The 24,350-nt window shown below is 72.4% G+C and carries 26 protein-coding genes; 13 read left to right on the top strand and 13 right to left on the bottom strand.

From position 1 onward, the window contains the following. The first annotated feature begins 83 nt into the window (after window positions 1-83). The gene (locus H181DRAFT_RS01765) at window positions 84-767 is read left to right on the top strand and encodes a glycerophosphodiester phosphodiesterase (RefSeq protein WP_045862324.1); all 684 of its coding nucleotides are present in this window, start codon (window positions 84-86) and stop codon (window positions 765-767) included. On the opposite strand, the gene H181DRAFT_RS01770 is transcribed toward H181DRAFT_RS01765, so the two are convergent. After that, window positions 739-1,308, bottom strand: a complete 570-nt coding sequence (locus tag H181DRAFT_RS01770) for a GNAT family N-acetyltransferase (RefSeq protein ID WP_045862325.1) — start codon at window positions 1,306-1,308, stop codon at window positions 739-741. The genes H181DRAFT_RS01765 and H181DRAFT_RS01770 overlap by 29 nt on opposite strands. 46 nt (window positions 1,309-1,354) lie before the next feature. Between H181DRAFT_RS01770 and H181DRAFT_RS01775 the strand changes: the two genes are divergently transcribed. The 4 genes from H181DRAFT_RS01775 to H181DRAFT_RS01790 all read left to right on the top strand — a co-directional run bounded on the left by H181DRAFT_RS01775 (window position 1,355) and on the right by H181DRAFT_RS01790 (window position 4,372). Then, entirely contained in the window at window positions 1,355-1,747 is a 393-nt protein-coding gene (locus H181DRAFT_RS01775) for a VOC family protein (RefSeq protein ID WP_045862326.1), read from the top strand. Window positions 1,748-1,922: 175 nt separating this feature from the next. Next, window positions 1,923-2,555, top strand: a complete 633-nt coding sequence (locus tag H181DRAFT_RS01780; RefSeq protein ID WP_045862327.1) for a DUF5134 domain-containing protein — start codon at window positions 1,923-1,925, stop codon at window positions 2,553-2,555. An 86-nt stretch (window positions 2,556-2,641) separates the two neighbouring features. Beyond that, window positions 2,642-3,580, top strand: coding sequence for a M56 family metallopeptidase (locus H181DRAFT_RS01785; RefSeq protein ID WP_045862328.1), 939 nt, complete (start codon window positions 2,642-2,644; stop codon window positions 3,578-3,580). 33 nt (window positions 3,581-3,613) lie between these two features. After that, window positions 3,614-4,372: a phosphatase PAP2 family protein gene (locus tag H181DRAFT_RS01790; RefSeq protein WP_052708403.1), complete on the top strand. Its 759-nt coding sequence runs from the start codon at window positions 3,614-3,616 to the stop codon at window positions 4,370-4,372. An 18-nt stretch (window positions 4,373-4,390) separates the two neighbouring features. Here H181DRAFT_RS01790 and H181DRAFT_RS01795 read toward each other — a convergent pair whose 3' ends face one another. Together H181DRAFT_RS01795 and H181DRAFT_RS01800 are read right to left on the bottom strand one after the other, a co-directional pair. Further along, window positions 4,391-4,897, bottom strand: coding sequence for a hypothetical protein (locus H181DRAFT_RS01795; protein ID WP_045862329.1), 507 nt, complete (start codon window positions 4,895-4,897; stop codon window positions 4,391-4,393). Between the two features lie 266 nt (window positions 4,898-5,163). Further along, on the bottom strand, window positions 5,164-5,982 hold the full coding sequence (locus H181DRAFT_RS01800) for a Rossmann-fold NAD(P)-binding domain-containing protein (RefSeq protein ID WP_045862330.1): 819 nt from the start codon (window positions 5,980-5,982) through the stop codon (window positions 5,164-5,166). Window positions 5,983-6,514: 532 nt separating this feature from the next. Here H181DRAFT_RS01800 and H181DRAFT_RS01805 point away from each other — a divergent pair. From H181DRAFT_RS01805 to H181DRAFT_RS01835, 7 genes are all read left to right on the top strand, one after another. After that, window positions 6,515-6,820 (top strand): hypothetical protein, encoded by a 306-nt coding sequence (locus H181DRAFT_RS01805; protein ID WP_045862331.1) that lies wholly within the window; start codon window positions 6,515-6,517, stop codon window positions 6,818-6,820. Between the two features lie 285 nt (window positions 6,821-7,105). Further along, on the top strand, window positions 7,106-7,747 hold the full coding sequence (locus H181DRAFT_RS01810; protein ID WP_045862332.1) for a hypothetical protein: 642 nt from the start codon (window positions 7,106-7,108) through the stop codon (window positions 7,745-7,747). A gap of 427 nt (window positions 7,748-8,174) precedes the next feature. Then, a complete protein-coding gene (locus H181DRAFT_RS01815; RefSeq protein ID WP_078895413.1) occupies window positions 8,175-8,942 on the top strand; it encodes a TetR/AcrR family transcriptional regulator in 768 nt (255 codons plus the stop codon). Window positions 8,943-9,093: 151 nt separating this feature from the next. Continuing rightward, window positions 9,094-10,203, top strand: a complete 1,110-nt coding sequence (locus H181DRAFT_RS01820; RefSeq protein ID WP_045862333.1) for a WD40/YVTN/BNR-like repeat-containing protein — start codon at window positions 9,094-9,096, stop codon at window positions 10,201-10,203. Between the two features lie 51 nt (window positions 10,204-10,254). Beyond that, window positions 10,255-10,932: a uracil-DNA glycosylase gene (locus H181DRAFT_RS01825; RefSeq protein WP_045862334.1), complete on the top strand. Its 678-nt coding sequence runs from the start codon at window positions 10,255-10,257 to the stop codon at window positions 10,930-10,932. After that, on the top strand, window positions 10,929-11,975 hold the full coding sequence (locus H181DRAFT_RS01830; RefSeq protein WP_045862335.1) for an N-acetylglucosamine kinase: 1,047 nt from the start codon (window positions 10,929-10,931) through the stop codon (window positions 11,973-11,975). Before H181DRAFT_RS01825 ends, H181DRAFT_RS01830 begins: the two co-directional genes overlap by 4 nt. A 106-nt stretch (window positions 11,976-12,081) precedes the next feature. Continuing rightward, a complete protein-coding gene (locus tag H181DRAFT_RS01835; RefSeq protein WP_175439694.1) occupies window positions 12,082-13,083 on the top strand; it encodes a sirohydrochlorin chelatase family protein in 1,002 nt (333 codons plus the stop codon). 239 nt (window positions 13,084-13,322) lie between these two features. On the opposite strand, the gene H181DRAFT_RS01840 is transcribed toward H181DRAFT_RS01835, so the two are convergent. After that, window positions 13,323-14,369 carry a lactonase family protein gene (locus H181DRAFT_RS01840; RefSeq protein WP_045862558.1) on the bottom strand — a complete coding sequence of 349 codons (1,047 nt, stop codon included), beginning with the start codon at window positions 14,367-14,369 and terminating at the stop codon, window positions 13,323-13,325. Between the two features lie 256 nt (window positions 14,370-14,625). On the opposite strand from H181DRAFT_RS01840, the gene H181DRAFT_RS01845 reads away from it, so the two are divergent. Beyond that, window positions 14,626-15,348, top strand: coding sequence for an HAD family hydrolase (locus tag H181DRAFT_RS01845; RefSeq protein WP_045862337.1), 723 nt, complete (start codon window positions 14,626-14,628; stop codon window positions 15,346-15,348). An 8-nt stretch (window positions 15,349-15,356) separates the two neighbouring features. On the opposite strand, the gene H181DRAFT_RS01850 is transcribed toward H181DRAFT_RS01845, so the two are convergent. The 9 genes from H181DRAFT_RS01850 to H181DRAFT_RS01890 are packed head-to-tail and all read right to left on the bottom strand — an operon-like array spanning window position 15,357 to window position 24,313. Next, complete coding sequence (locus tag H181DRAFT_RS01850; RefSeq protein WP_045862338.1) at window positions 15,357-16,571, bottom strand: MmgE/PrpD family protein; 1,215 nt, start codon at window positions 16,569-16,571, stop codon at window positions 15,357-15,359. After that, complete coding sequence (locus H181DRAFT_RS01855) at window positions 16,547-17,854, bottom strand: TRAP transporter large permease (RefSeq protein WP_199810795.1); 1,308 nt, start codon at window positions 17,852-17,854, stop codon at window positions 16,547-16,549. The genes H181DRAFT_RS01850 and H181DRAFT_RS01855 overlap by 25 nt, the downstream gene beginning before the upstream one ends. Next, window positions 17,851-18,465: a TRAP transporter small permease gene (locus H181DRAFT_RS01860; RefSeq protein ID WP_045862339.1), complete on the bottom strand. Its 615-nt coding sequence runs from the start codon at window positions 18,463-18,465 to the stop codon at window positions 17,851-17,853. Before H181DRAFT_RS01860 ends, H181DRAFT_RS01855 begins: the two co-directional genes overlap by 4 nt. Before the next feature lie 10 nt (window positions 18,466-18,475). Next, window positions 18,476-19,522 (bottom strand): TRAP transporter substrate-binding protein, encoded by a 1,047-nt coding sequence (locus H181DRAFT_RS01865; protein ID WP_045862340.1) that lies wholly within the window; start codon window positions 19,520-19,522, stop codon window positions 18,476-18,478. Further along, window positions 19,519-20,526 carry an LLM class flavin-dependent oxidoreductase gene (locus H181DRAFT_RS01870; RefSeq protein ID WP_045862341.1) on the bottom strand — a complete coding sequence of 336 codons (1,008 nt, stop codon included), beginning with the start codon at window positions 20,524-20,526 and terminating at the stop codon, window positions 19,519-19,521. Before H181DRAFT_RS01870 ends, H181DRAFT_RS01865 begins: the two co-directional genes overlap by 4 nt. A 40-nt stretch (window positions 20,527-20,566) precedes the next feature. Then, window positions 20,567-21,715, bottom strand: coding sequence for an acyl-CoA dehydrogenase family protein (locus tag H181DRAFT_RS01875; RefSeq protein ID WP_045862342.1), 1,149 nt, complete (start codon window positions 21,713-21,715; stop codon window positions 20,567-20,569). Continuing rightward, window positions 21,712-22,215: a MaoC family dehydratase gene (locus H181DRAFT_RS01880; protein ID WP_045862343.1), complete on the bottom strand. Its 504-nt coding sequence runs from the start codon at window positions 22,213-22,215 to the stop codon at window positions 21,712-21,714. Before H181DRAFT_RS01880 ends, H181DRAFT_RS01875 begins: the two co-directional genes overlap by 4 nt. Further along, window positions 22,212-23,378 (bottom strand): CaiB/BaiF CoA transferase family protein, encoded by a 1,167-nt coding sequence (locus tag H181DRAFT_RS01885; protein ID WP_045862344.1) that lies wholly within the window; start codon window positions 23,376-23,378, stop codon window positions 22,212-22,214. The genes H181DRAFT_RS01880 and H181DRAFT_RS01885 overlap by 4 nt, the downstream gene beginning before the upstream one ends. Then, complete coding sequence (locus H181DRAFT_RS01890; protein ID WP_052708404.1) at window positions 23,375-24,313, bottom strand: HpcH/HpaI aldolase/citrate lyase family protein; 939 nt, start codon at window positions 24,311-24,313, stop codon at window positions 23,375-23,377. The genes H181DRAFT_RS01885 and H181DRAFT_RS01890 overlap by 4 nt, the downstream gene beginning before the upstream one ends. Window positions 24,314-24,350 lie beyond the last annotated feature (37 nt).

Consider the following 24,350-nt stretch of genomic DNA (forward strand, 5'->3'; position numbering starts at 1 on the left):
CCTGGGAGCCGCGGCGGGGCCGTTAGTCTGTGCGGCGCGCACGTGCCCCGTGCGCCGTCACCACAGGAAAGCGAGAGCGCGCCGTGTCACTGCTCACCGTCGGCCACCGCGGGGTGATGGGCGTGGAGCCCGAGAACACCCTGCGGTCCTTCGTCCGCGCCGAGCACGAAGGTCTCGACGTCATCGAACTCGACCTGCATCTGAGCAAGGACGGGGAGCTGGTGGTGATGCACGACGCCGACGTCGCGCGCACCACGGACGGTTCGGGTGCCATCGGCGACTTCACGCTCGCCGAGCTCCGCCAGCTCGACGCGGGGCAGGGCGAGCGCATCCCCGTCTTCCAGGAGGTCGTGGAGGCGGTGCGGTCGCCGCTGCAAGCGGAGATCAAGGACAAGGCCGCCGCACGCGTCCTCGTCGGAGTGATCGGGGAACTCGGGCTGCACGACCGGGTGACCGTCATCTCCTTCCACGACGAGGCGCTGCGCGAAGTGCGCGCCCTGCTGCCGGAGATGCCGCTCGTCCTGGTCACCGGCCGCTCCACGCCCACGGCGCCCGAGCGGGCACTCGAACTCGGCGCGGAGATGGTCTCCTGCGAACTGCGGTGGCTGGAGCAGGAGACGGTCGACCGGTGCCACGCACACGGGATCAAGGTCATCAGCTGGACGGTCAACACCGATGACGACCTCGCCCGCGTCCGCGAACTGGGCCTCGACGGAGTGGTGACCGATATGCCGGAGATCAAGAGGGCTGCGGCGCGAGAGGCTTGACCAGCAGCTCGAAGGCCAGGTCGGAGCGGCGCGGGATGCCGAACCGCTCGTCGCCGTAAGGGAAAGGGCTGAGTTCGCCCGTCCGGGAGTAGCCGCGGCGCTCGTACCAGGCGATCAGGTCGTCCCGCTGACGGATCACCGTCATCTGCATTTGACGGGCGCCCCACTCGGCCCGCGCCGTGCGCTCCGCCTCGGCGAGCACGGCCTTCCCCAGACCGGCGCCCTGCAGACCGGGGCTCACCGCGAACATGCCGAAGTAGGCCTCCCCGCCTCGCCGTTCGAGATGGCAGCACGCCACCAGACGGCCGGCGCGCTCCGCCGTCAGCACGATGCTGCCCGGATCGGCGACGACGGCGGCCACGCCCTCCGGGTCGGTGCGTTGGCCCCCCAGCAGGTCCGCCTCCGTCGTCCATCCGGCGCGGCTCGCCTCGCCCCGGTAGGCGGACTCCACGAGCGCCACGAGGGCGGGGACGTCCTCTTCGGTGGCGGCGCGGAAGGCCAGCTCGCCGGCCGCGGACGCGGACTCCTTGACGTTCTCCATGGTGAGCGACTTTAGTACGGCGCCGGCGGCAATAGAGTCGGCAGGCATGGTGCACGTACTGAGCAGCCGGGTCCTCCTGCGGCCCACCGATCCCGAACGCACGCGGGCCTTCTACGGGCGGACGCTGGGCCTCGCCGTCCACCGCGAGTTCGGGACCGGCACGGAACGCGGCACAGTCTACTTCCTCGGCGGAGGTTTCCTGGAGGTCTCCGGCCGCTCCGACGCCCCGCCGGCGCCGGGTCTCCAGCTGTGGCTCCAGGTGGAGGACGCCGGGGCCGCGCACCGCGAACTCGCCGCGGCGGGCGCGGAGGTGCTGAGACCGCCGGTGCGGGAGCCGTGGGGTCTCATCGAGATGTGGATCGCCGATCCGGACGGAGTCCGCATCTGCGTCGTCGAGGTCCCCGAGGACCACCCGATGCGCTACCGGCCGGGCATCTGACAGCCCTCCCCCGCAGAGGGCGTGCGACCGCGCGCGCCCTCGCCCCGGCGAGGGCCCGGGGCCACCCCCGGCGTCCCTCATGGGCGCAGCCGGGCGCTCCCCCGTGCGACCGTGCGCTCCCGTACGGGAGAGACGAGCCGGGCAGCCTCCCCGTGGACGAACGGGGAGGTCGGCGATGCACAGCTCGGCGGCGGTCGGCCTGCTGCTGGCGGCGCTCTGCGCCGTGACGGGGGGCGCGTGTCTGCTGCGGGCGCGGGGGGCCGGGGGGATGCAGCGGAGCACTGCCTGGAGCGAGGCCCTGATGGGGTGGGGGATGGCAGTGATGGCGCTGGCCGGCAGCCTGCCCGCGGCAGCCGTCCCCCCGTTCGTCCTCGCGTCGCTATTCGGGGTGGTCGCGGTCTGGGAGCTGCGGCTGCTGAGGACACGGCTGCGGGAGCGCGGGGAGCGCCCCGCCCGCGGCAGCGCGCACCACCTGCACCACATGACCGGCGCCCTGGCCATGATCTACATGGCGCTCGCGGCGCCGGGGGCGCAGGCGGGAGGCGGCCACGCCCACGCGGCGTCCGGAGCGAACCTCGCCGCGACGCCCCTGCTGAGCGGTGTGCTCCTCGCGTACTTCGCCGCGTACGTGCTGCGCACCGGACTCCGTCTGCTGCCGGGCCCGCCCGGTCTCGCCCTCCCCGCCGGCACGGCGGCCGGCCGGGGGCAGCACCCGCCGTCCTGTGCCGCGCACGGCGCCGGGGAACTGGCCGGCGCATGCCGAGTGGCGATGGGCACGGGCATGCTGGCCATGCTGCTTCTGATGTGAGGCGTCCGGCTTCAGACATGAGGCGTCCGTCACTTCCCGCAGGCAGACGTACCGCTCCGTAGCGGTCGGCTCATAGTGTGAGACTCATGACGCTCCCGTTGGCGCTGCTCGTACTGGCCGGTCTCGCCGCCGCCATGGCGCCCCGCGTACTGGCGCGCTCCTCCTGGCCCGAGAGGGAACCCGTGCTCGGGCTGTGGATGTGGCAGTGCGTCGTCGCGGCCGTGCTGCTGTGCTGCGCGCTGGCGATGGCCTTCTCCGCCGCGGCCGCCTGGCAGGCCGTGCGCTCACACGTCTTCGCACCCGCGCCGAGCGGTGTCGAAGAGGCGTACGCCCTGGGCTCGTCCGGGCCGTGGGCCGGGCTGCTGGCGGTGCTGCTCGCCTGCGGCGGCGCCTGGACGGGGGCGATGCTCCTGCGCGAGGTGCACGAGGCCCGGGTGCGCCGCCGCCGGCGCCGTGCCGAACTGCGCGAGCGCGCACCCCGCCTGCCCGGCGAGGAGCCCTCCGAGGGCGACCGTCTCGTCGTACTGGAGGGCGCCAAGCCCGACGCGTGGTGGCTGCCGGGCAGCGCGCCCCAGCTGGTGGTGACGACGGCCGCGCTGCGCCGCCTGAAGGGGCGGCAGCTCGATGCGGTCTTGGAGCACGAGCAGGGGCACGCCCGGGCACGGCACGACTGGCTGCTGCACTGCTCGTCGGCGCTGGCGGCGGGATTCCCGCGCGTCCCGGTATTCGCCGCTTTCCGCGACCAGGTGCACACCCTGGTGGAGATGGCGGCCGACGACACCGCGTCGCGCCGTTTCGGACGGCTCACGATCGCCCTCGCGCTCATCGAACTCAACGAGGAGCGGGGCGTGTTCGGCCCGTGCCCCACGCCGCTGGCCCAGGTGCCGCACCGGGTGCACCGCCTGCTCACGGCGCCGCCCAGGCTGCCCGTGGCGCGCCGGCTGCGGATGACCGCGGCGGCGGCGGTGGTTCCGGCGGTGCCGTTGCTGGTGGCCTTCGTGCCGGGACTCTCCGCGCTTCGATAGCCCAACGGGCCTTCGGCAGGTGAAGATCGAGGCATGCGACCGTCCCACCTCCCCCCGTCCAGCTCCCCGTCCGACCCGGGTCCGTCGGACTCCGGTCCCTCCCGGGCGCCGTGGCTGTGGAGCGCCCTCGGACTGACGGCAGCCTCGGCGGCTCTCGCCACGCTCGTCGCGCTGGGGTGGCAGCCGCTGCTCGACCTCGACGAGGACGTCGCGGGATGGACGCACGCCCAGGCCCTCGCCCACCCCGCCTGGACGGAGACCAACCGCGTCCTCACCGACTGGGTATGGGACACGGTCACGATGCGGCTGCTGGTCCTCGCCGCCGCGCTGTGGCTGTGGCTGCGGCGAGGGGAGAAGCTGCTCGCGGTGTGGTGCGTGGCGACGTCCGCTGCCGGTACGGGAGTTCAGCAGGGCCTCAAGGCAGCGCTGGACCGGGAGCGCCCCCAGTGGGAGCAGCCCGTCGACGTCGCCCACTACTCGGCCATGCCCTCCGGGCACGCCATGACCGCGGCGGTCACCTGCACGCTGATGCTGTGGCTGGCGCGGGAGTTCGCCGCTCCGGCGAACGCGCGGCGGACCGTCGCGGTGCTGGCCGCCGTGTCGGTACTCGGGGTGTGCGTGACACGGATCGCGCTGGGCGTGCACTGGCTCACCGACACGCTCGTCGGGGCGATGCTGGGCATCGCGCTCGCCGCCGCGGCGATCGGGGCGTGGTACACGCTCCTGCAGCGCCCGTGGAAGCCCCACGGGCACAACGATGGCGCTGCCGCGGCGGGAGACGCCCACGGCTAGGACCTGCCAAGACAGGCTCTAAGGCTTCATCACGTCCGTGTGGATGGCGAGTTTGAACTGGGCGTGCCTCAGAGGGGTGGCGATCTTCTTGTCGCCCCTGCCGCGGGCCGAGACCTTCAGCCCCAGCGGCGTTCCCGGGTGGACGAAGAACTGCCACATGTAGGACTTGTACTGGCCGCCGCCCGTCTCGGCCGCGTCCGTCGTCGCCGTCGAGTCGTATTCGTCGCCGAGCGGGTCGCGCACGAAGCGGGCGCGGTACTCGTGCGGATCACCGTCCTTCTCCCAGTGGACCATCGCGGAGACGATGCCCCACCCCTCGTGGCTGGGATAGATCAGGCCGGAACGGGCGTGCGGGAAGTCCTCGGAGTCACCGCCGCCGTTGGCGGGGTCGTGCATCTTCCAGGGGTCGTAGGACTCCCCGCCGAACGGGAAGCGGACCAGGTGGTAACCGTCGTCGTCGTACGACACACGCTGGGAAGGGGAGGACTTCGCGTCCCAGATGAGCGAGACCACCGCTAACGACATGAGCTCTCCCTGTGAGCTGCGGATGGGGATCGCTGTCCGACGAGTCCGGACAAGCCCTTGCTTTCGGCCATGCCCGTCTCACCGTCTTTGTTCAGCATTCTACGGATGTCGTCGGCAGGCAACACCGTGGAACGAAGCGGTATTTGACGGGGAGCTGGACGTGCGGAACCGCGCACCGGGCCCGCTTCTCGGTACGGCGCACCGGCCTGTCAGCGCTTACCGGAAGTACGCGACGGCCACCACCCCGGCGCCGCCGGGGCCCTCCGTCAGGGGTTCCAGACGCCGCGAGCGGCTGCCTCCGCGGCGTACCGGGCGAAGCTCTTCGGTTCGCGCCCCGTCAACGCGGCCACGGTGCCGTTGGGTTGGGAATCGCCCTGGGCGCGCAGCGCGGCGAACGCCGAGAGCATGCCGTCGGTGACCTCGCGGGGCGTGCCCGCGGCCTCCAGGGCCGCGGCGAACTCCTCGTCACCGCCTCGGTAGCGCACGGCGCGGCCGCACGCCTCGCCGATGACGGCCGCCGCGTCGCCGAAGGAGAGCGCCTCAGGACCGGTGAGTTCGTAGGTCCACCCCTCGTGCCCGCCGCCTGTCAGGACGGCGACGGCCGAAGCGGCGATGTCTTCCGCGTCGACGAACACCTGGCGCATACCGCCCAGCGGCAGGACCACTTCGCCCGCGAGGACCTGCGGCAGGCAGAAGCCCTCGTCGAAGTTCTGGTTGAACCAGTCCGGCCGGACGATCGTCCACTCGGCCCCCGACGCGCGAACCGTACGCTCCGCCGCCAGCAGACGTTCGTCGCCCATCGTCTCGATCCCTCTGCTGGAGAGCAGCACGATCCGCCGGACACCCCGCCGCACCGCGCACTCCACGAACTCCGGGTCCACCGCCGTGTCTTCGGGCGCCATGAGCCACATCCGGGAGGCCGGACCGATCGCGCCCTCCCATGTGTCGCGCACCGCCCAGTCGAAGGGGACCTCCCCGCTCCGGGAGGCGGCCCGTACGGGCACGCCCGCAGCGCGCAGTCCGTCCGCCACCCGCCGGCCGACCGTGCCAGTGGCCCCGAGAACAAGCGTCGTGTCATCAGCCATGGCACCACCCAACCACCCGGCACTGACAACGCCGTGACTTGCGGCCCGGCGGCGAGGCGCAGCGCGGCGGAGCCCCGCTGCGACAGGCCGGGAGCGGGCCGGACCCCAGCGCCCGGCCTGGTCTGTCCCCGGCGGCATGGAGCCGACCCTCCACGCGACGTGCGCCCCCGAAGCAGAAGGTGCCGCGAGCGTCCCGGTCGGTCACCGTGCTCACCACGAAGTTCGCCGCCCCGAAGGCGGCGAGGAGCGCCGCACACCGCAACAGCCGCGCCGTCTCCGGACCGACGGCGACAATTGCGGAAGTCCACTGCGTATCAGAAATCGCTCGATCTCCGTCGAGCCCTGCCGGAATTCGCGCCATCAGAACACGCGGCTTGGATCATTCACGGTTGAGTAATTCCTACTCAAGCCCGACGGGCGCCCGCGTGATGCACTCCTGCGGTCAAATCGCGGCCCGGGGAAGCGGCGCAGCGCACAGAGCGGTGAGGCGACCGGCTTTGCCGGCGAAGGCGGAGGTCCTTGCGGAGGATACGTGCAGGAGCAGAACAAGCAGAGCGATGCGTCGTGCGCCCAAGCCGTCTACGACAACATATGGGCCTCTCCGGTCCTGTTCGTCTTCGTCTCGCTTTCCCTCTTCCTCTCGCCGCACGATCATGGAGGGAATATGACGGCCTGGGCCGTCTATTTCGCCGGCTGGGCTCCACCCGTCCTGATGGGATTGCGGTGCCTCAAGTCCGGGAGAAAACCGGACCTGCCCGCCGCGCCCATCGGGCTCGCCGTCCTGGCGGGCGGCGGCCTGTGCAACTTCCTCCTGCACAACCAGAGTCTGCCCGTCTGAGGAGAACCCAGGGCACACAAGTCCCGCTGGCACCCACCTGAGGGGCAGACGAACGGACTGACCGGCCGCCCCTGTTCACGCCGGGGCTCCCACGGCTGGGCGCCGCCCGTCCCTGCCGCCGTCCAGCCGAGATCCTGCCGGCGGGGCGGCCGCGTTCGGGGCTCGCCGCCCCAACCCGCGCCCCACACACGACTGTTGAACACGAAACCACCACAACCTTTACGCGATCTCGATGGTCACCATTCCGCCGGATCCGCTCCGGACCATCCGTAAAGGGGGGATCTCATGAAGATCCTTAGCATTGCGGTCACCGCGGCGATAGCCGTCACGTTGCCACTGGCGGCGGCCTGCGGCAGCCAGGGCACCGCCGAACGCGCAGCGGACAAGCCCGCCACCGCGAAGAAGGCGGACGAGAGCGAAGTCGACTGCACGTCCCAGGAGACCTCCCAGGCCGACTGGATGAAGCACTGCGCCGAGGACGCCGGCGATGAGGAGGCCCCCGACACGGAGCTGAAGTTCGGCGACGGGTTCCGCTTCCACGACGGCGTGAAGGTCACCGTCACGCGCGTGGAGAAGTTCTCCGACTTCCACGAGTACGACTCGAGGCCCACCGCCGGGCAGAACGCGTTCCGCGTCCACCTGAAGATCACGAACGGGAGCAAGAAGCCCGTCAGCCTCGACGACATGAGTGTCCTCGTCAGCGGCGCCGCCGAGGGCGGCGACGCCGAGTTCACCACCTGGGAGAACGGGGCCTCCGAGCTGCTCGGCGGCAGGATCGCCCCCGGGGTGACCGCGGACAAGACCGAAGACGGCGTCCTCGACAAGAAGTACGGCACCCAGGCCCTCGTCACCCTCGCCTACATGCCGACGGACGGCGACGTCGACGCGTTCGCAGCCGAACCCAACTGGACGGATCCCATCCGATAGTCCAACGGCCCCCGCAAGCTGTGCCCGCCGCCGTCCGGCCCCGGTCGGCGGCGGGCCCGATTCCGGGCGGGAGGCTCCGGTGCGGCAGCAGTACGCCGACGACCGGCAAGGGGGCGGCGGACCGGCTCGGTTGCGGGGCAGGCTGCCTGAGAGCCGGCCCCCGGGAACCGCCCGTCGCGTGCCGGGACCGCGGTCTCCGAAGCCCTGGAGCGAGCCCGAAGAGCCGATCAGGGGCCCTGAATCAACCATCAGGTAAGCCCCCCGCACTCCGGGGCGGAGCCGCGAGGGGCGGCAGAGCAACCGGTATTGGGCGATCCCCCGTGTCGCCCAATACCGGTGGCCAGCCGGGCGCAGCCTGGTCGGGGCGTGCGTCCGAAGTCGTCCTGAGTATATTGGCTGTGGGCCAGTCAACAACAGGAGCTACAGGATGTCCCCTCGGAGCGCTTCGGTCAATGAAGAGTTGCGCCGGCGCTCACGCGAACGCTTGCTTCAGGCGACTGTGGAGCTGGTGGGCGAGCGCGGCTTCGAAGCGACGACCCTCGGCGACATCGCCGACCGGGCCGGCTCCGCCCGCGGGCTCGTCTCGTACTACTTCGCGGGGAAGCGGCAGCTCTTCCAGTCCGCCGTGCACCGGCTCATGCACCTGACGCTGGAGGAGGCGCTGGAACGTGCGCCCGAGCCGGCCGGCGCCGAGGCCGGGGACGAGCGGCTCGCGCGCGCCATCGACGCGATCCTCGGCCTGGCGGTCGACAGGCCCGTGCTGATGCGGGCGCACATGGCGGGGATCCTGCAGCAGGAGGGTTTCGTCCAGTGCCCCGAGCAGCAGCGCCTGGCGGTGCTGCTGCGGGAGACCATCGAACGGTACGGATCCGCCGATCCGGACACCGACTATCCGCTGCTCCGGGCGCTGCTGATGGGCGCCGTGGTCGCCGTGCTGCTGCCCGGCGCGCCGATGCCCGTGGCGAGGCTGCGCGCCGAGCTGTTCGCGCGCTACGAACTGGAGTGGCGGCTGGGCCGCCCCCCGCAGAAGGCGCCGCCCGCCGGGGCGCGCCAGATGCCTGTCCAGCAGCCGTCGGTCACCCTGCGGTCGCCCGCTCCCCCGCCGCAGCACGAAGCCGGGTGCGGCGTCGACGGCGCGACGGGCCGAGGGCTGCCGTTCGAGACGCGCGAAGGCACGGAGGCGGCGGAGGCCTGACGTGCGGCGGCCCCGGCGCGGCCGGGTGCGCTCCCGTCGCCCTCCAGCACCTTTTTCACCGTCGCCGCCGGCGGCACGGCGCCATTGTCAGTGGCCGGGTGCAGACTGATGCCCACCTCGGACAACGACGTCAAGGGAGGCGAAATCCGGCATGGCAGACGTGATTCTTGCGGTGGGGACGAGAAAGGGGCTCTTCCTCGCCAGGCGTGCGGTGGGCGAACGGCGGGCGTCGGGCTGGGAGTTCGACGGCCCGCACTTCAACGCCCAGGCGGTGTACTCCGTCGCGATCGACACCAGGCGGCCCTCCGGGCCCCGCATCCTCGTCGGCGGCGACAGCGCGCACTGGGGCCCGTCGGTGTTCCACTCCGACGATCTGGGCTCGACGTGGACGGAGCCGCCCGAGCCCGCCGTCAGGTTCCCGCAGGACACGGGCACTTCCCTGGAACGCGTCTGGCAGCTGGAGCCGGGCGGGGCGGACGAGCCGGACGTCGTGTACGCGGGCACCGAGCCGGGCGCCCTCTTCCGCTCGGAGGACGGCGGAAGCAGCTTCGAGCTGGTGCGCGGCCTGTGGGAGCACCCCACACGCGAGGAGTGGGTCCCGGGAGGCGGCGGCCTCGGCCTGCACACCGTCCTGGTGGACCCGAGGGACGCCCGCAGGGTGACGGTGGCGGTCTCCACCGGCGGGGCGTACCGCACAGCCGACGCGGGCAAGAGCTGGGAGCCCTGCAACCGCGGTGTGCAGGCAGTCTTCCTGCCGGAGAACCAGCAGTTCCCGGAGTACGGGCAGTGCGTGCACAAGGTCTCGCGGGACGCGGTCGACCCCGACCGGCTCTACCTCCAGAACCACTGGGGCGTCTACCGCAGTGACGACGCCGGAACCAGCTGGCAGCCGATCGGCGGGAGTCTGCCGTCGGACTTCGGCTTTCCCGTGGTCAGCCACCCGCACCGCACCGGCGTCGCCTACGTCTTCCCCCTCAACGCCGACTCCGACAGGGTGCCGGCCCAGCGCCGCTGCCGCGTCCACCGCACGGAGGACGCCGGGCAGACCTGGCAGGAGCTCGGCTCCGGACTGCCGGAGACCGCGCACTACGGGCCGGTCCTGCGGGACGCGATGTGCGCGGACGACGCCGATCCGGCGGGGATCTACTTCGGCAACCGCAACGGCGAGGTCTTCGCCAGCGCGGACGAGGGCGAGACCTGGCAGCAGCTGGCAGGCCACTTCCCGGACGTGCTGTGCGTGAGGGCGACGGTGATCGACTGATGTGAGCGGGACACCCGGGGCGGTGCTGCGGAGCCAGTAGAGTAACGGCCCGTGGCTGCACGACCGTTGAACGAGATCGTCGAACCGGGCTGGGCCAAGGCGCTGGAGCCCGTGACCGAGAACGTCGCCTCCATGGGCGAGTTCCTGCGCGCGGAGATCGCGGCGGGGAGAACCTACCTGCCGGCGGGCCCGAACGTACTGCGGGCGTTCCAGCAGCCCTTCGACGAGGTGCGTGTCCTCATCGTCGGGCAGGATCCGTATCCCACGCCCGGCCACGCGGTGGGTCTCTCGTTCTCGGTCGCACCGGACGTCATTCCGCTGCCGGGCAGCCTGGAGAACATCTTCCGCGAGCTGCACAACGACCTCGGCCTGCCCCGGCCTTCCAGCGGCGACCTCACGCCGTGGACGAGGCAGGGCGTCCTGTTGCTGAACAGGGCGCTCACCACGGCGCCGCGAAAGCCCGGGGCCCACAGGGGCAAGGGCTGGGAAGAGGTCACCGAGCAGGCGATCAGGGCTCTCGTGGAGCGTGACCGCCCGATGGTCTCGGTGCTGTGGGGGCGCGACGCGCGGAATCTGCGCCCGTTGCTCTCCAGCCGTCCCGTCGTGGAGTCCTCGCACCCGTCGCCCATGTCGGCGGACCGGGGGTTCTTCGGCTCGCGTCCCTTCAGCCGCGTCAACGCGCTCCTCGCCCAGCAGGGTGCGGAACCCGTGGACTGGCGGCTCCCATGACGGACGGCGTCACGGCGGCGCACGGAGCCGGCGGGCACGGCGAGCCGGCAGGCGCCCCGGTATCCGCGTGGGTGCTGGGTGCCGACTCCGGCGGTTCGGGCCTGCGGATCACGCTGGCCGCGGTGCCGGAGGGCGGAGCCCCGCAGGCCGTCGGCACGATGACGTCCACGGAGCCCGTGCGGACCGGGACGCAGGGCATCGACGCGGAGCACATGCTGGCCCAACTGGTACCCGCGGCGCGGGAGTTGCTGGAAAGGGCGGGCGAGCAGGCCCAGGCGGCGGGCCTGCGGTCGGTGTGCGTGGGAGCGGCGGGCATGGCGACTCTCGGCGGGCAGCTGCGTGCCGAGCTGCCCGCCGCGCTGACGCGTGAGTTCGGCGCCCGCCGGATCGCACTGGCAGCCGACGCGGTGACCGCCTATGCGGGGGCGCTGGGGCAGCTGCCGGGCGCCGTCGTCGCCGGTGGCACGGGCCTCATCGCCATGGGGACGGATCTGCGGGGCTGGCGCCGCGCCGACGGCTGGGGCCATCTGCTGGGCGACTGCGGAAGCGGAGCCTGGATCGGCCAGGCCGGGCTGCAGGCGGCGATGCGTTCCTACGACGGCCGGGAGGGCGGTTCGGCGGCGTTGAGGGAGCGTGCGGAGGCCGTTTTCGGTGCGCCGCTCAGCGGACTGCCCGGCCGGCTGTATCCCCGCACGGACAGACCTGCCGTGCTCGCCTCGTTCGCGCCCGAGGTCGCGGCCTGCGCGGACCGCGACACGGTGGCGAGGGAGATCCTGTGGGCGGCGGCGCAGGAGATCGCCACGGCGGCGGCCGCGGTCTGCCCCGCCGACGAGGGGGTTTCGGTCGCCGTCACGGGTGGGCTCTTCCGTATCGGCGAGCCGCTGCTCGCCCCGCTGCGGGAGCAGTTGCACCGCCGCGCGCCCCAGGCGCACCTCACCGAGCCGGCCGGGGACCCGCTGGACGGCGCGCTGCTCATCGCGGCGCGGCTCTCGGCGGATGCGCTGCGTCTGCCGCAGGATCCCGCTCTCCTGTCGCTGACCTGAGATAACGGACAAAAACCCATAGGCGGCACCTCAAGGAAAGGGGCATACCGGGCCACTCTCCCCCGCCTGAACAGCGAGGCACCGCAAGGCGTTAACATGCGGGCGCATGAGCTCCCCCACTGACCCGGACAACGGCCTGCCTGTACGAATGCCGCGTCCACGCAGGCCCGGTCGGCACCGCCGGCCGGAGCCCGTCGTCGCGCCTGAGAACGCCCCTGCCCTGGTACTCGCCGTTCCCGGAACCCCGTCGAGCGCCGTCCGCAACCTCTCCGAAGAGGTGCTGAGCATCGCCCGTTCGGAGTTGCCGGGCATGGATGCGCGGATCGGTTTCGTGGAGGGCGACGGCGAGGAGTACCCGACCCTCGACGGGGTCCTCGCACAGGCCGCCGCCGAACAGGACGCCGCCGCCGCTCGCGCTGCCGAGCTCGCCGAGCTCGAGGCAGCGGAGGCGAAGGCCGACGACGACGAATCGGGCGGTGAGGCCCCCGCGGCCGCCGCCTCGCCCCCGCCGCAGAACTCCGAGGAGCGCCTCGTCGCTGTCGTGGTCCCCCTGCTGGCAGGGCCGGACGCGGCGCAGATGCGGCAGATACGGCAGGCGGTGCTCTCCAGCGGTACGGGCGCGGAACTCACCGACGTGCTGGGACCGCACCCGCTCCTCGCCGAGGGCGTCCACGTGAAGCTCTCGGAGGCCGGGCTGGCCAGGGCCGACCGTGCCCGGCTGTTCACGGTCGCGACGGCCGCGGACGGCATCGTGCTCGCCACCGTGGGCGGCGAGGAGGCGGTGCAGGCGGCCGGGATCACGGGCATGCTGCTCGCCGCGCGTCTCGCCGTCCCGGTGCTGGCGGCGGGGCTGGACGAGGCGGGCGCCGTCGCGCGTATCGCCGAGCAGCTGCGCGAGGCCGGTTCCTCGCAGCTGGCCGTGGCGCCCTGCCTCATCGGCCCCGAGGTTCCCGAGGGCCTGCTGGACGCCGCCGCGGAGGAGGCGGGCTGCTCGGTCGCGGAGCCGCTGGGCGCCTACCCGGCCGTCGGCAAGCTCGTGGCGTCCACGTACGCCGCCAAGCTGGGCATCGGGCAGCAGAACGCGCCGCAGGGCATGGCGGCACGCTGACGGAGAGCGGCCCGCGCACGGCGTAGGGCCCCTCTGCTGAAGTCGCGGCGTTCGACGTCCGGTACGCGGTGGGCGGCGGTTCTGGGAGAGCGCGGGAACGCCGCCCGGGCAGGGTGGGGGCGGGTGCTTCCGCACAGCCGCCCACGCCGTTCAGCTCACGCCGGGCCGTGCGTCCGGCGCCCGCGCCGCGGTACGGCGCCCCGCCGCGGCGGACTCCGCGCGGCGGGGGCGGAGGCCGCTCAGCCGAAGATGACGCAGCTGGCGGCGGGAGCTCCGAGGCAGCCCGCGCGGTGCGGGGTGCCCGAGGCCTGGTCGATGTCGAACCAGGTGACGTCCCCCGACCGCTCGTTGGCGGCGTAGAGCCAGCGGCCCGACGGGTGCAGCGCCAGGTCCCGGGGCCAGTGCCCGCCGCAGGGGACGGTGCCCGTCAGCTCCATCGAGTCGCCGGCGGCCGACAGCGCGAGGACAGCGATGCTGTCGTGGCCCCGGTTCGCCGCCCAGAGGAACCGTCCGTCGGCGGAGACCGCCAGCCCGGACGGGTAGTTGCGCTCCTGGGTGGCGTTCCCCGGGAGGGTCGGCGCTTCCGTCAGCCGCTCCAGGTTGCCCGTCTCCTGGTCCCAGCGGCACACCGTCACGGACGATTCCAGCTCGTTGACGACGTAGGCGAGGCCGCCGCCGGGGTGGAAGGCGAGGTGCCTCGGCCCGGTGCCCGGCCGCAGTTTCACCTCCGAGCGCGGCAGCTCACCGTCGTCGCAGCCGCCGCTCAGGTCGTAGACCCACACCGAGTCGGTGCCGAGGTCGACGGCCAGCAGCCAGCGGCCCGAGGGGTCCGGGACGACTGCGTGCGCGTGCGGGCCTTCCTGACGGGCCGTCTCCGGGCCGCTGCCGGTGTGCACGTGCACCGAGGCGCGGCTGCCGAGGGTGCCGTCGGCGCGTACGGGCAGCGCGCTGATGCTGCCCGAGCCGTAGTTGGCGGTGACGAGGTGGCCCCGGGCGAGCGTGAGATGGGTGGGCCCGCCGCCTCCGACCGGTGTGGGTTCGCCGAGCAGCGCGGGTCTGTCCCGGTCGTCGAGGGAGAGAGCCGCGGCACCGCCCGTGTCCCGCTCGCTGACCGCGTAGAGGTGCCCTCCGGGGGCTCCCGTCCCACGGGGTCCTTCGGCGAGGACGAGGTAGGACGGGTCGGGTACGGCACTCTCGGTGTGGTGCAGTTCGGTGAGAGCCCCGTCGGACCAGTCGATCGCGGCGGTCGTGATGCCGCGGCCCCCCGCCGAGGTGAACGATCCGATGTAGGCCCGGTCCGCCCGCTGTTCGGCCGCGTCCCCGGACCGGCCGTCCCTCCGGCCGTCCTCCGAGCCGCTGTTCGCACCGCCGCTTGCATAACCGCTCACTGCCCTGCGCCCTTTCGCCGGGGCCGGTGACCCGGCCGTGGACTCTTCGCGATCTTGGCCGACGGTAGCAGCGGGGATACGGCAGCGCGGGCGCTCCGCCCGTACCTCCCCCTGGAGCACAAACGATCCGGCTCGTGCTGTCACGCTGGCCCGCATGGACAACTGCGCGGCCACGCCTGTGATCTTCGACCTCGACGGCACTCTCGTGGACAGTGAGCCCCTGTACTGGGAAGCGGCACGGCACGTGCTCGCCGCGCACGGCGCGGGCGAGTTCACGTGGGAGGAGCATGCCCGCTTCATCGGCATCAGCACTGTGGAGACGATGGAGGCGCTGCGCCGCGAGTACGGCCTCGACGCACCTGCCGAGCAGCTCGTGGCGGAGAAGGACCGCGCCTACCTGCGGCTGGCGGCCCGCTCCGCGCGTGTGTTCCCCGCGATGCTGAGTCTGGTCGAGAGGCTGCACACGGCGGGGCACCCGTTGGCTGTCGCCTCGGGCTCGTCGAAGAAGGCCGTCGGGGCGGTGCTGGGGGCTACGGGGCTGGACGCCCTGCTGCCCGTGCGCGTCTCGGCGGAGGAGGTGGCGCGGGGCAAGCCCGAGCCGGACGTATTCCTGGAGGCCGCGCGGCTGGTGGGGGCCGTCCCGGCCTGCTGCGTGGTGGTCGAGGACGCGGCGCCCGGGGTCGAGGCCGCCCGGCGGGCGGGCATGCGGTGCGTCGCGGTCCCGTACGTCCGGCCGGAGAAGGGGGATGAGGGCTTCGCCGCGGCGGGGTTGCTCTTCGCGGGCGGCCAGGAGGAGTTCGACGCGGGCCGGGCGTACGAGTGGATCACGCGCGGCGCGGGCACCGGCCGGGGCGGCTTCCCGGACGGTGCCCACTGAACTCCCGGTCAGGGAACGGGAAATGCGGAGCGCAGGACTCCTGGGGCCTCCTCCCAGGTGATGCCGGCGATCTCTCCGGCGCGTTCCTCTCCGACGCACGAGGTCACCTTGGCGGTGAGTTCCTGCTCGGAGGCGGGGCGGCCGGGGTGGCCTCGCGGGAGGTCCAGTGACGTTTCGGCCGCCCCGCCGTCCGCCAGCTCCACGCGGACGCCGGTCTCCCCCGCCATCAGGTCGTCCCCGCCGCCGGGCGACGTCCGCACCTCCGTACGCTCCAGCAGCCGCCGCACGGCGGGGCGGGCGGCAGCGGCGTCGGTGAAGTGGGCGCGGCCGGGGAAGCCGTCGAGCAGGGCGGTGGCGACCGCGTACTCCATGCTGAACTTCGCCTCCAGCCCGGTGCGGGGGAAGCTGTGGATCAGCGGCTGCATGCCGGCTTCGGGCGTGGTCACCACGATCCGCTCCACGTCCGCCGGGTCGAGGCCGTCGTCCCGCAGCACCCGGGCGGCGCTGATGGGCCGCTGCATCGCGTAGCAGCACGGGTGCAGCTTCACCGCAGGCTTCTCGGGCAGGGCCGGGCCCGACGGGTCGGGTTCCGTGCTGCCGCCGACCAGCGCGAACCACTGGTCGAGCGCGGCCGGATCCGCGGACGCGCCCGCCGCGGCCAGGCGCGCCGCCCGTACGCCGGCGTCCGTGGCGAAGCCGACCTGGAGGCACTTGCCGGATGTGCCGAACGCGCGCTGCACGCCGCCCGCGGCGGGCACCGCGAGCGCCATGGCCCGCTTGAGTCCGTCCGCGCCGAGGCCCAGGGCGACGCCCGCGGCGACGGCCGCGGCCGGTGCGCCCGCGGTGCAGGTGGCGTGCCAGCCGCTGCTGTAGTGGTTCCAGCCCAGGGCCGCCCCGAGACGTGCCATGACGCCGGCTCCGGCCAGGTACGCGCGGGCGCCGCCCCCGGCCGCCAGCGTCGCGCTGACGCACACGACGCTGATGTGCGAGGTGGAGGGCAGGTGGACGTCGTCGAAGTCGAGCACGTGCCCCACCGCGGCCCAACGCAGCGCTTCCGGAAGCTCCTTGGTGAGCTGGACGACGGGATCGTCCGCCGCTGCGAGGGTCACCGCCACGGTGTCCACCAGTGCGGTGCGCGCGACTTCGCCGTCCGCGGCGTCCACTTCGAGTGCGGCGGCCCAGTCCGCCAGGTCCGCGATCACAGGATCAGCCCCGGCAGCCACGTCGCGATCTCCGGAACGGCCGTCACCAGCGCGAGCATTCCCGCCTCGATCACGAGATACGGGAGGATGCCGCGGAAGATGTCGGCGAGGTCGAGTTCCGGCACCACGGACTTCATCGTGTAGAGGTTCAGCCCGACAGGCGGCGTGATGACCGCCATCTCCAGGTTGATGACCAGCAGCACGCCGAACCACAGCGGGTCGAAGCCGAGTTCCTCGATCGCCGGCACGAGGATCGGCGTGACGACGAGCAGGAGCGAGGCGGCGTCGACGAGGCAGCCCAGCAGGACGAGGACCACCATGATCGCGGCGATGACGAGGTAGGGCGAGATGTCGAGACCCACGACGAACCCGGTCACCGCGTCGGGGATCCGTGCGGCCACCAGCATCTGCGTGAAGACGAACGCCGCACCGACGATGGCGAGTACGGAGGCGGTCACCGTCGCCGTCGAGACGAAGATCAGCCGGAGGTTCTTCCAGCCGAGCTTCCGGTAGATCCCTCCCGTGACCCCGAAGGCCGCGAGCGCGCCGACGGCCGCCGCTTCGGTGGGGGTCGCGAAGCCGGTGTAGATCGAGCCGAGCACCAGGAGGATGAGCAGCAGCGCCGGGGAGATCTTCCCGAGTGCCTTGAGGCGCTCCCCCCAGGTGAACGCCTCCTGGACGACGGGCGCGTTGGCCGGCGCGGACTTCGCCCGCAGGACCACGTACAGGATCATCGCTGCGGCCAGCAGCAGGCCCGGCACCAGGCCGCCCGCGAAGAGTTCCGCGATGCTCACACCCGTCACGGACGAGTACAGGATGAACATCAGGCTGGGCGGGATGAGCATGGCCAGCGCGCCGGAGGCCGTGACCGTTCCGCTGGCGAACGCGGGCCGGTAGCCCCGGCTGAGCATCTCGGGTACGGCCATCCGCCCGATGACGGCCACCGAGGAGATGCTCACTCCGGACATCGCCCCGAAGACGGTCGAGGAGCCGATGGCCGACGCCCCGAGCCCGCCGGGTATCCGGTTGAACCAGCGGTGCGCGGCGGCGAACAGGTCGCGCCCGAGGCCGCTGACGGCGAGCACTTCGCCGAGCAGGATGTACAGGGGCGCGGCGACGAGTGCGTAGTTCTGCAGCTGGGCGACCAGGGACAGGGGGACCAGTTCGACTCCCTGGAGCCCCTGCAGCCCGATCAGGCCGGCGATGCCCGACACGGCGAGCGCGACGAAGATCGGGGTGCGGAGCGCGATGAGGAAGAGCAGGAGGACGACCGCGAGGATCGCGATACCGGCGTCGGACATCATGCTTTGGCCTCTCCTTCACCGGACGAGGCGGATTCCGCGCCACCGTCTTCGGCACTGTCCCGTCCGGCCGTTCCGGAGGCCGCGGCCTCCGCCGGCGACGGTTCGGGTTCGGTCTGGACGGGGGGCTCCGCCTGGCCGCCCGGCGGGAAGAGCACCGCGACGAGGGTCAGCAGCACCCCGGTGACCAGCAGCGCGGCGTCGGGGATCCACAGGGGGATGCTGAAGGTGCCGGACCCGGTCAGGCCCCCCTCGATCGCGACGGCCATCGCCCGGTAGGCGGTGATGGCGAGGACCAGGCCGAGGAAGGCCGTCGCGGCGGCAGTGACACCGTCCGCGAGGCGGCGCGTCCCCTGCGGCAGCGCCCGGTACAGCAGGTCCATGGAGATGTGCTGGCCCTTGGCGTAGAGGTACGGCACCGAGAGCGCCGTGACCAGCAGGACCCCGGCGGCGTTCACGGGGAAGGCCCAGTCCGTCGGGGCGGAGAAGGTGAAGCGGACGACGACGTCGTAGGTGATGGTGAGCATCATCAGCGCGACGACGCTCATCGAGACGACGGCCAGCCCGAGGGAGCACGCCAGCACGTACTTGCGGATGTGGTCGAGTGCTTTCATGTCGGGGCCCTCACGCCTTCCGGATGGTCTCGACGGCGCGGCTCGCGGTCCGGGCGTCGCCGAGGCGGCGCTCCCACCGGGCGTACACCGGCTGAACTGCCTTGCGGAACGCCGCCATTCCGGCCTCGTCGGGCTCGACGAGCTCCACGCCGGCCTTCTCGACCTGGGGAAGGTACTTCTCCGTGTGGACCTTCACCATGGTCTCGGTGCCGTCCCGGTAGAGGGCCTCGCCCGCCGCGTCGAGAGCCCCGCGCACCACGGGGTCCTGCTGCTCGTACCAGTCGGAGCGGCAGTACGCGTCGACCGTGTAGGCGCCGAAGTGGCCGGCGGTGCCGTACTTGACGATCGTCTGCAGGTCGCGGGAGACCACCGTGCCGATGTAGCTGACGAGCCCGTCGATGGTGCCGCGTTCGATGGCTTCGTAGACCTCCGCGGACCCCATGGTGACCGGCGCGCCGCCGAGGGCCTTGACGGTCTCACCCTCGATCTCGCCGGCCACGCGCAGACGCATCCCGCGCACGTCCTCGGGCCTGCGGATCGGCTTGTCGACGGTCCAGAGGTACTCGAAGGTCGTCGGCATTCCGCCGAGGTTGCGGGCGCCCTTCGGAGCCAGCTTCCGGTTGATCAGTTCGTGCGGCTCCTCGCCCGGAGCGATGGCGCGGCGGAGCTTGCCGTAGTCCTCGGTGACGAACGGCAGCTCCATGGCGCCCAGGACCGGGTAGGTGGAGGAGACGTAGGAACTGGTCTGGAAGATCACGTCGGCGACGCCTCCCAGCAGGCCCGGGAGGAGCTGCTCGGCGCCGAGCAGGCTGCCGGAGTCGAACAGGTCCAGCGACAGCCGGCCCTTGCTGCGCTCCGTCGCCACGTCGACGAACTTCTGGATGCCGGGGTAGAGGTCGTCGTAGGAGGAGGGGATGTAGGTGGCCACCGTGGACTCCCCGCCGCCGCCCGCTCTCGCGGGAGCGCCGCAGCCGGTCAGCCCGGCGCTCGCCAGGCCCAGTCCGCCCAGTCCCGCCGCCGCGAGGAAGCCCCGCCGCCCGATTCCGTCTCTGTTCATCGCAGTACCTCGTCCGTAAGGCGTTCCAAGCTGGCCATGACCTGCTCCTGCGGCATCCCCGGCCACTGCGGGCGGAGCAGGATGTGCCCTGGACCCACGCGGTCGACGAGTTCGGCGAGCTGCGCGCGGCACGACTCGGCACCGCCGAGGATGAAGCGCCCCTTGCGCAGCTTGTCGAACTCCACGTCGAAACTCTGGGAGGGCGGCAGCACCTGGTCCTGGCCCCAGGCGCGGTAGGCGTCGTACTTGACCGTCAGGGCGGCGCGTACGTCTTCGACGGCCGACTCGTCGGTCTCCCCGACGTAGATCTCCTGGAGCACGTGCACCTCGGCGTCGTCGCGGCCGGCCTCGGCGCAGGCGTTCCGGTAGGTGGCCACCTGCTGGTACAGGTACTCCTTCTCCACGTGTGCCGCCGCGGCCAGCCAGGGGTGTCCCATGCGGGCGGTACGCCGCAGCGCCCGGTCGGTGTGGCCGGCGAGCCAGATCGGCGGGTGGGGCCGCTGCACGGGGCGCAGGACGGGCCGCACGCCGTCGAGCCGCACGGCGTCGTTGCTGAAGGTCACCTCGTCCTCGGTCCACAGGCGGCGTACGACGTCGAGGTTGTCGAGGAAGCGGCGCAGCCGCCCCGTTCCGGGCACGCCGAACGCGTCGAACTCCACGTCGCGGTAGCCGAGTCCGGCGCCGACCGTCAGGCGGCCGCCGCTGACTATGTCGATGGTCGCCAGTTCCTCCGCCATGTCGACGGGGTTGCCGAGCGCCATGAGCGTGATGGCGGTGCCGATCCGCATGTCGCCGGACTCGGGGACGATGCGGGAGAGCACAGCGAGAGGGTGCAGGTACTGGAAGGGGTCGGCGAGGTAGTGCTGCGTCGCCCATACCGAGGAGAAGCCCGCGTCCCGTGCGTAGCGCACCTGCTCCAGCTGCTCGTCGAAGCGCGCCACCGTGTCCTCGCCGGGCAGGAACTGGCTGCACAGCACGAGGCCGTACTCGGGGGATCCGTCCATCTGCGCTGCTGTTTCCCTTCCGTGCGGTGCTTCCATGGGCTCAGAACGACCTGGGCATCTTCAGTACGTGCTGGCCGATGTAGGAGAGGATGAGGTTCGTCGAGACGGGGGCGACCTGGTACAGCCGCGTCTCGCGGAACTTCCGTTCGATGTCGTAGTCGGCGGTGAAGCCGTAGCCGCCGTGGGTCTGCAGCGCCGCGTTGGCCGCCTCCCAGGAGGCGTCCGCGGCGAGGAGCTTGGCCATGTTGGCTTCGGCGCCGCAGGGTTCGCCCGCGTCGAACAGGTCGCAGGCGCGCCAGCGCATCAGGTCGGCGGCCTCGACGTTGACGTGGGCCCGGGCGATGGGGAACTGCACGCCCTGGTTCTGGCCGATGGGGCGGCCGAAGACGACGCGTTCGCTGCTGTAGCGGGCCGCTCGCTCCACGAACCAGCGGCCGTCGCCGATGCATTCGGAGGCGATGAGGATGCGTTCCGCGTTCATGCCGTCCAGGACGTAGCGGAAACCTTTCCCCTCTTCCCCGATGAGGCTGTCCGCGGGAATGTGGACGTCGTCGAAGAAGACCTCGTTCGTCTCGTGGTTCACCATCGTCCGCAGGGGCCGCAGTTCGACGCCGTCGACCTCGCGCAGGTCGACGAGGAACAGGGACAGGCCCTCGGACTTCTTCGCGGCTTCCTCCCGCGGTGTCGTCCGGGCGAGCAGCAGCATCAGGTCGGAGTGCTGCACGCGGGAGATGAAGACCTTCTGCCCGTTGACGACGTACCCGTCCGCGGTGCGCGTCGCCGTCGTGCGTATGGCTGTCGTGTCGGTACCGGCGGTCGGTTCCGTCACGCCGAACGCCTGGAGCCGTACCTCGCCGGAGGCGATGCCGGGCAGGTAGCGCTGCTTCTGCTCCTCGCTGCCGTGCCGCAGCAGCGACCCCATGGTGTAGAGCTGCGCGTGTACGGGCCCGGCGTTGCCGCCCGCCCCGTTGATGGCCTCGAGGATCACCGACGCGTCGCCCAGTCCCAGACCCAGGCCGCCGTACTCCTCGGGTACGAGGGCGCCGAGGCAGCCCGTCGCGGTCAGAGCGTCGACGAACTCCTCCGGGTAGCGGCGTGCGGCATCCACCTCCCGCCAGTACTCGTCCGGGTGGTCCGCGCAGATGCGCTCGGTCAACTGCCGCAAGTCCTTGCGGAGTTCGGACGTCATGCGGTCTCCTCCGTCCCGGTGGTGCGGCGCGGGCCGTGGCCGCGCTTGTAGACCAGCAGCGTCCTGGTGAACTCGATGACGGCCTCACCTGTCTGCTTGACGCCGGTCGTGCGGACGGTGACGACGCCCAGCGTGGGCCGCGACGCCGACTCCCTGGTCCGCAGCACCGTGGAGCGGGAGTGGATGGTGTCGCCCTCGAAGACTGGGCTGGGGAGGGTGATGTCCTCCCAGCCCAGGTTGGCGAAGACGTTCTGGGAGACGTCCGTGACGCTCTGGCCCGCGACGAGCGACAGCGTGAACGTGGAGTTGACCAGCGGCTTGCCGAACTCGGTGCGCCGCGCGTACTCGTGGTCGAAGTGCAGGGGCGCGGTGTTCTGCGTGAGCATGGTGAACCAGATGTTGTCCGTCGTGGTCACCGTGCGGCCCAGGGGGTGCTCGAAGACGTCGCCCACGACGAAGTCCTCGTAGTACCGCCCCTGCCAGCCGGTGTGCGTCGTCATCGGTTCTCCTCCGCGATGTCCAGTTCCGCGAGTACGGATTCGGTGTGCTGGCCGGGAGCGGGCACGGCACCGCCCGCGGCGACTCGTCCGCCCGGAGCTCCGGGCGGGAAGAGGGTGCGTACCGTTCCGTGCTCGGTCGGGGTCTCCAGCCACCTTCCGGCACGGCCCAGTTCGGGGTGGGAGGCGAGGTCGGCGAGCTCCGTCAGCCGGCCCCACGCGATGTCCGCCGCGTCGAGCCGGGCGGTCAGGCCGGCCGCGGTGAACGCGCCCATGCGGGGCACGAGTTGCGCTTCCAGCTCCGAACGGGCGGCCACCCGCTCCGAGTTGGAGCGGAAGCGCGGGTCGGAGGCGAGCGCCGGCTCTTCGAGGACGTCGGTGCACAGCCGCGCCCACTCCCGCTCGTTCTGCACCGCGATCATCACCGACGCGCCGTCCGCCGTGGCGTACGCCCCGTACGGCGCGATGGCCGGGTGCGAGGTGCCCATCGGGACGGGAGCGGTGCCGCCGTAGAGGGTCTGGTAGAGCGGGTGCGCCATCCATTCGGTGAGGCAGTCGAAGAGGGATACCCGCACGGGAAGCACCTCGCCCGTGGCGTCGCGGTGCCGCAGCGCCGCGAGGACGCCGCTGAAGGCGTAGGAGCCAGCCGCGATGTCGGCGATGGAGATCCCGGTCTTCGCGGGCGCCCCGGGAGTGCCCGTCAGCGACATGACGCCGGCCTCGGCCTGGATCAGCGCGTCGTAGGCCTTCTTGTCCGGCTGGGGCCCTTCCGGGTCGTATCCCGATATCCGGCAGACGACGAGACGGGGGTGGCGGCTGCGGAGCGCGTCCGCGCCGAGCCCGAGGCGTTCGAGCGCGGCCGGGGCGAGGTTGGCCACGAGGACGTCCGCGCGCGCCAGCATCCGGTGCAGAGCGGCCATCCGGCCGGGGTCCTTCAGGTCGAGCTCGACGGACTCCTTGCCGCGGTTGAGCCAGACGAACGCGCTGGAGCCGCCGTGCACGGCGCGGTCGTAGCCGCGGGCGAAGTCCCCGCCGCCGGGCCGCTCCACCTTGATGACCCGTGCCCCGAGGTCGGCGAGCTGCCGCGTGGCCAGGGGCGCGGCGACGGCCTGTTCGAGGGCGACGACGGTCACGTCCTCCAGCGGCAGCCGTGCCGGGGCGGTCATCGCGCCGCCCCCGCACCGTGGGCGCCGCCCTCCGGCGGGCCGTCCTCGGCGCCGGTGCCGCTCTGGGCGGCGCCGAGCAGCGCGACGGCCCGGGCGACCACCGGCCTGTCGACGAACGTCCCGTCGGCCAGCCGCAGCGCTCCGGCGCCCCGATCCTGCGCCGCCTCGTACGCGGCGAGCACTTCGCGGGCGCGGTCGAGTTCGTGCGGTGCGGGTGCGAAGGCCTCCCGCACGGGGCCCACCTGGCGGGGGTGGAGCACGACGCGGCCGGTGAACCCGAGCCGGCGGGCGGCGGCGCTGGAGCGTACGAGTCCTTCCTCGTCGTCGAGCGCCTGGTACGGGCCGTCGAGCGGGCCCGCGAGACCGGCCGCCCGCGAGGCGAGCACGACCTGCGAACGGGCGTGCAGCAGTTCGTGCCCCTCGACGGAGGGCTCTACGCCCAGTTCGTGCGCGAGGTCGAGGGTGCCGAACATCAGGGCCCGCACGCGGGGTGCCGCCGAGGCGAGGGCAGCGACGGCGAGCACACCGCGGGCGGTCTCCACGATCGGCACCAGGGCCGGTCCGCCTTCGGCCTCCGCGGCACCTCCGGCGGCGGACAGCGCCCGGTCGGCCTCCTCGATCTGCGCCGCGGACTCGGCCTTGGGGAGAATCACCCCGTCCACGCGGCCGCGGCCGCAGAGCCGGGAGACGGTGTCCAGATCGGCCTGCGACTCCGGGTGCCCGAGCGCGTTGACGCGGACGTACACGGCGGGTCCGGGGCGCTCGGAGAGCCCTTCGAGCACCTCGGCGGTGCGGGTGCGGGCGGTCTCCTTGTGCGCGTCGGCGACGGCGTCCTCGAAGTCGACGGCCACGGCGTCCGCGGCGGTGCCGAATGCCTTGACGATGCGGTCCGGCCGGTCACCGGGGACGAACAGCATTGCCCGTCCGACGTACATGAGCGCTCCCGTTCCGTAAGATGGAACATGTACCGCC

This window comes from Streptomyces sp. WMMB 714, assembly GCF_900090125.1.
Classification (GTDB): Bacteria; Actinomycetota; Actinomycetes; order Streptomycetales; family Streptomycetaceae; genus Streptomyces; species Streptomyces daqingensis.

Bases quoted from the DNA above. Each gene is read 5' to 3' on its own strand.
- H181DRAFT_RS01795 (WP_045862329.1), bottom strand. From the start codon at position 4,897: ATGTCGTTAGCGGTGGTCTCGCTCATCTGGGACGCGAAGTCCTCCCCT.
- H181DRAFT_RS01815 (WP_078895413.1), top strand. From the start codon at position 8,175: ATGTCCCCTCGGAGCGCTTCGGTCAATGAAGAGTTGCGCCGGCGCTCA.
- H181DRAFT_RS01855 (WP_199810795.1), bottom strand. From the start codon at position 17,854: ATGATGTCCGACGCCGGTATCGCGATCCTCGCGGTCGTCCTCCTGCTC.
- H181DRAFT_RS01865 (WP_045862340.1), bottom strand. From the start codon at position 19,522: ATGAACAGAGACGGAATCGGGCGGCGGGGCTTCCTCGCGGCGGCGGGA.
- H181DRAFT_RS01880 (WP_045862343.1), bottom strand. From the start codon at position 22,215: ATGACGACGCACACCGGCTGGCAGGGGCGGTACTACGAGGACTTCGTC.
- H181DRAFT_RS01835 (WP_175439694.1), top strand. From the start codon at position 12,082: ATGAGCTCCCCCACTGACCCGGACAACGGCCTGCCTGTACGAATGCCG.
- H181DRAFT_RS01800 (WP_045862330.1), bottom strand. From the start codon at position 5,982: ATGGCTGATGACACGACGCTTGTTCTCGGGGCCACTGGCACGGTCGGC.
- H181DRAFT_RS01775 (WP_045862326.1), top strand. From the start codon at position 1,355: ATGGTGCACGTACTGAGCAGCCGGGTCCTCCTGCGGCCCACCGATCCC.
- H181DRAFT_RS01785 (WP_045862328.1), top strand. From the start codon at position 2,642: ATGACGCTCCCGTTGGCGCTGCTCGTACTGGCCGGTCTCGCCGCCGCC.
- H181DRAFT_RS01885 (WP_045862344.1), bottom strand. From the start codon at position 23,378: ATGACCGCCCCGGCACGGCTGCCGCTGGAGGACGTGACCGTCGTCGCC.
- H181DRAFT_RS01860 (WP_045862339.1), bottom strand. From the start codon at position 18,465: ATGAAAGCACTCGACCACATCCGCAAGTACGTGCTGGCGTGCTCCCTC.
- H181DRAFT_RS01830 (WP_045862335.1), top strand. From the start codon at position 10,929: ATGACGGACGGCGTCACGGCGGCGCACGGAGCCGGCGGGCACGGCGAG.
- H181DRAFT_RS01875 (WP_045862342.1), bottom strand. From the start codon at position 21,715: ATGACGTCCGAACTCCGCAAGGACTTGCGGCAGTTGACCGAGCGCATC.
- H181DRAFT_RS01790 (WP_052708403.1), top strand. From the start codon at position 3,614: ATGCGACCGTCCCACCTCCCCCCGTCCAGCTCCCCGTCCGACCCGGGT.
- H181DRAFT_RS01810 (WP_045862332.1), top strand. From the start codon at position 7,106: ATGAAGATCCTTAGCATTGCGGTCACCGCGGCGATAGCCGTCACGTTG.
- H181DRAFT_RS01770 (WP_045862325.1), bottom strand. From the start codon at position 1,308: ATGGAGAACGTCAAGGAGTCCGCGTCCGCGGCCGGCGAGCTGGCCTTC.
- H181DRAFT_RS01890 (WP_052708404.1), bottom strand. From the start codon at position 24,313: ATGTACGTCGGACGGGCAATGCTGTTCGTCCCCGGTGACCGGCCGGAC.
- H181DRAFT_RS01820 (WP_045862333.1), top strand. From the start codon at position 9,094: ATGGCAGACGTGATTCTTGCGGTGGGGACGAGAAAGGGGCTCTTCCTC.
- H181DRAFT_RS01845 (WP_045862337.1), top strand. From the start codon at position 14,626: ATGGACAACTGCGCGGCCACGCCTGTGATCTTCGACCTCGACGGCACT.
- H181DRAFT_RS01870 (WP_045862341.1), bottom strand. From the start codon at position 20,526: ATGGACGGATCCCCCGAGTACGGCCTCGTGCTGTGCAGCCAGTTCCTG.
- H181DRAFT_RS01780 (WP_045862327.1), top strand. From the start codon at position 1,923: ATGCACAGCTCGGCGGCGGTCGGCCTGCTGCTGGCGGCGCTCTGCGCC.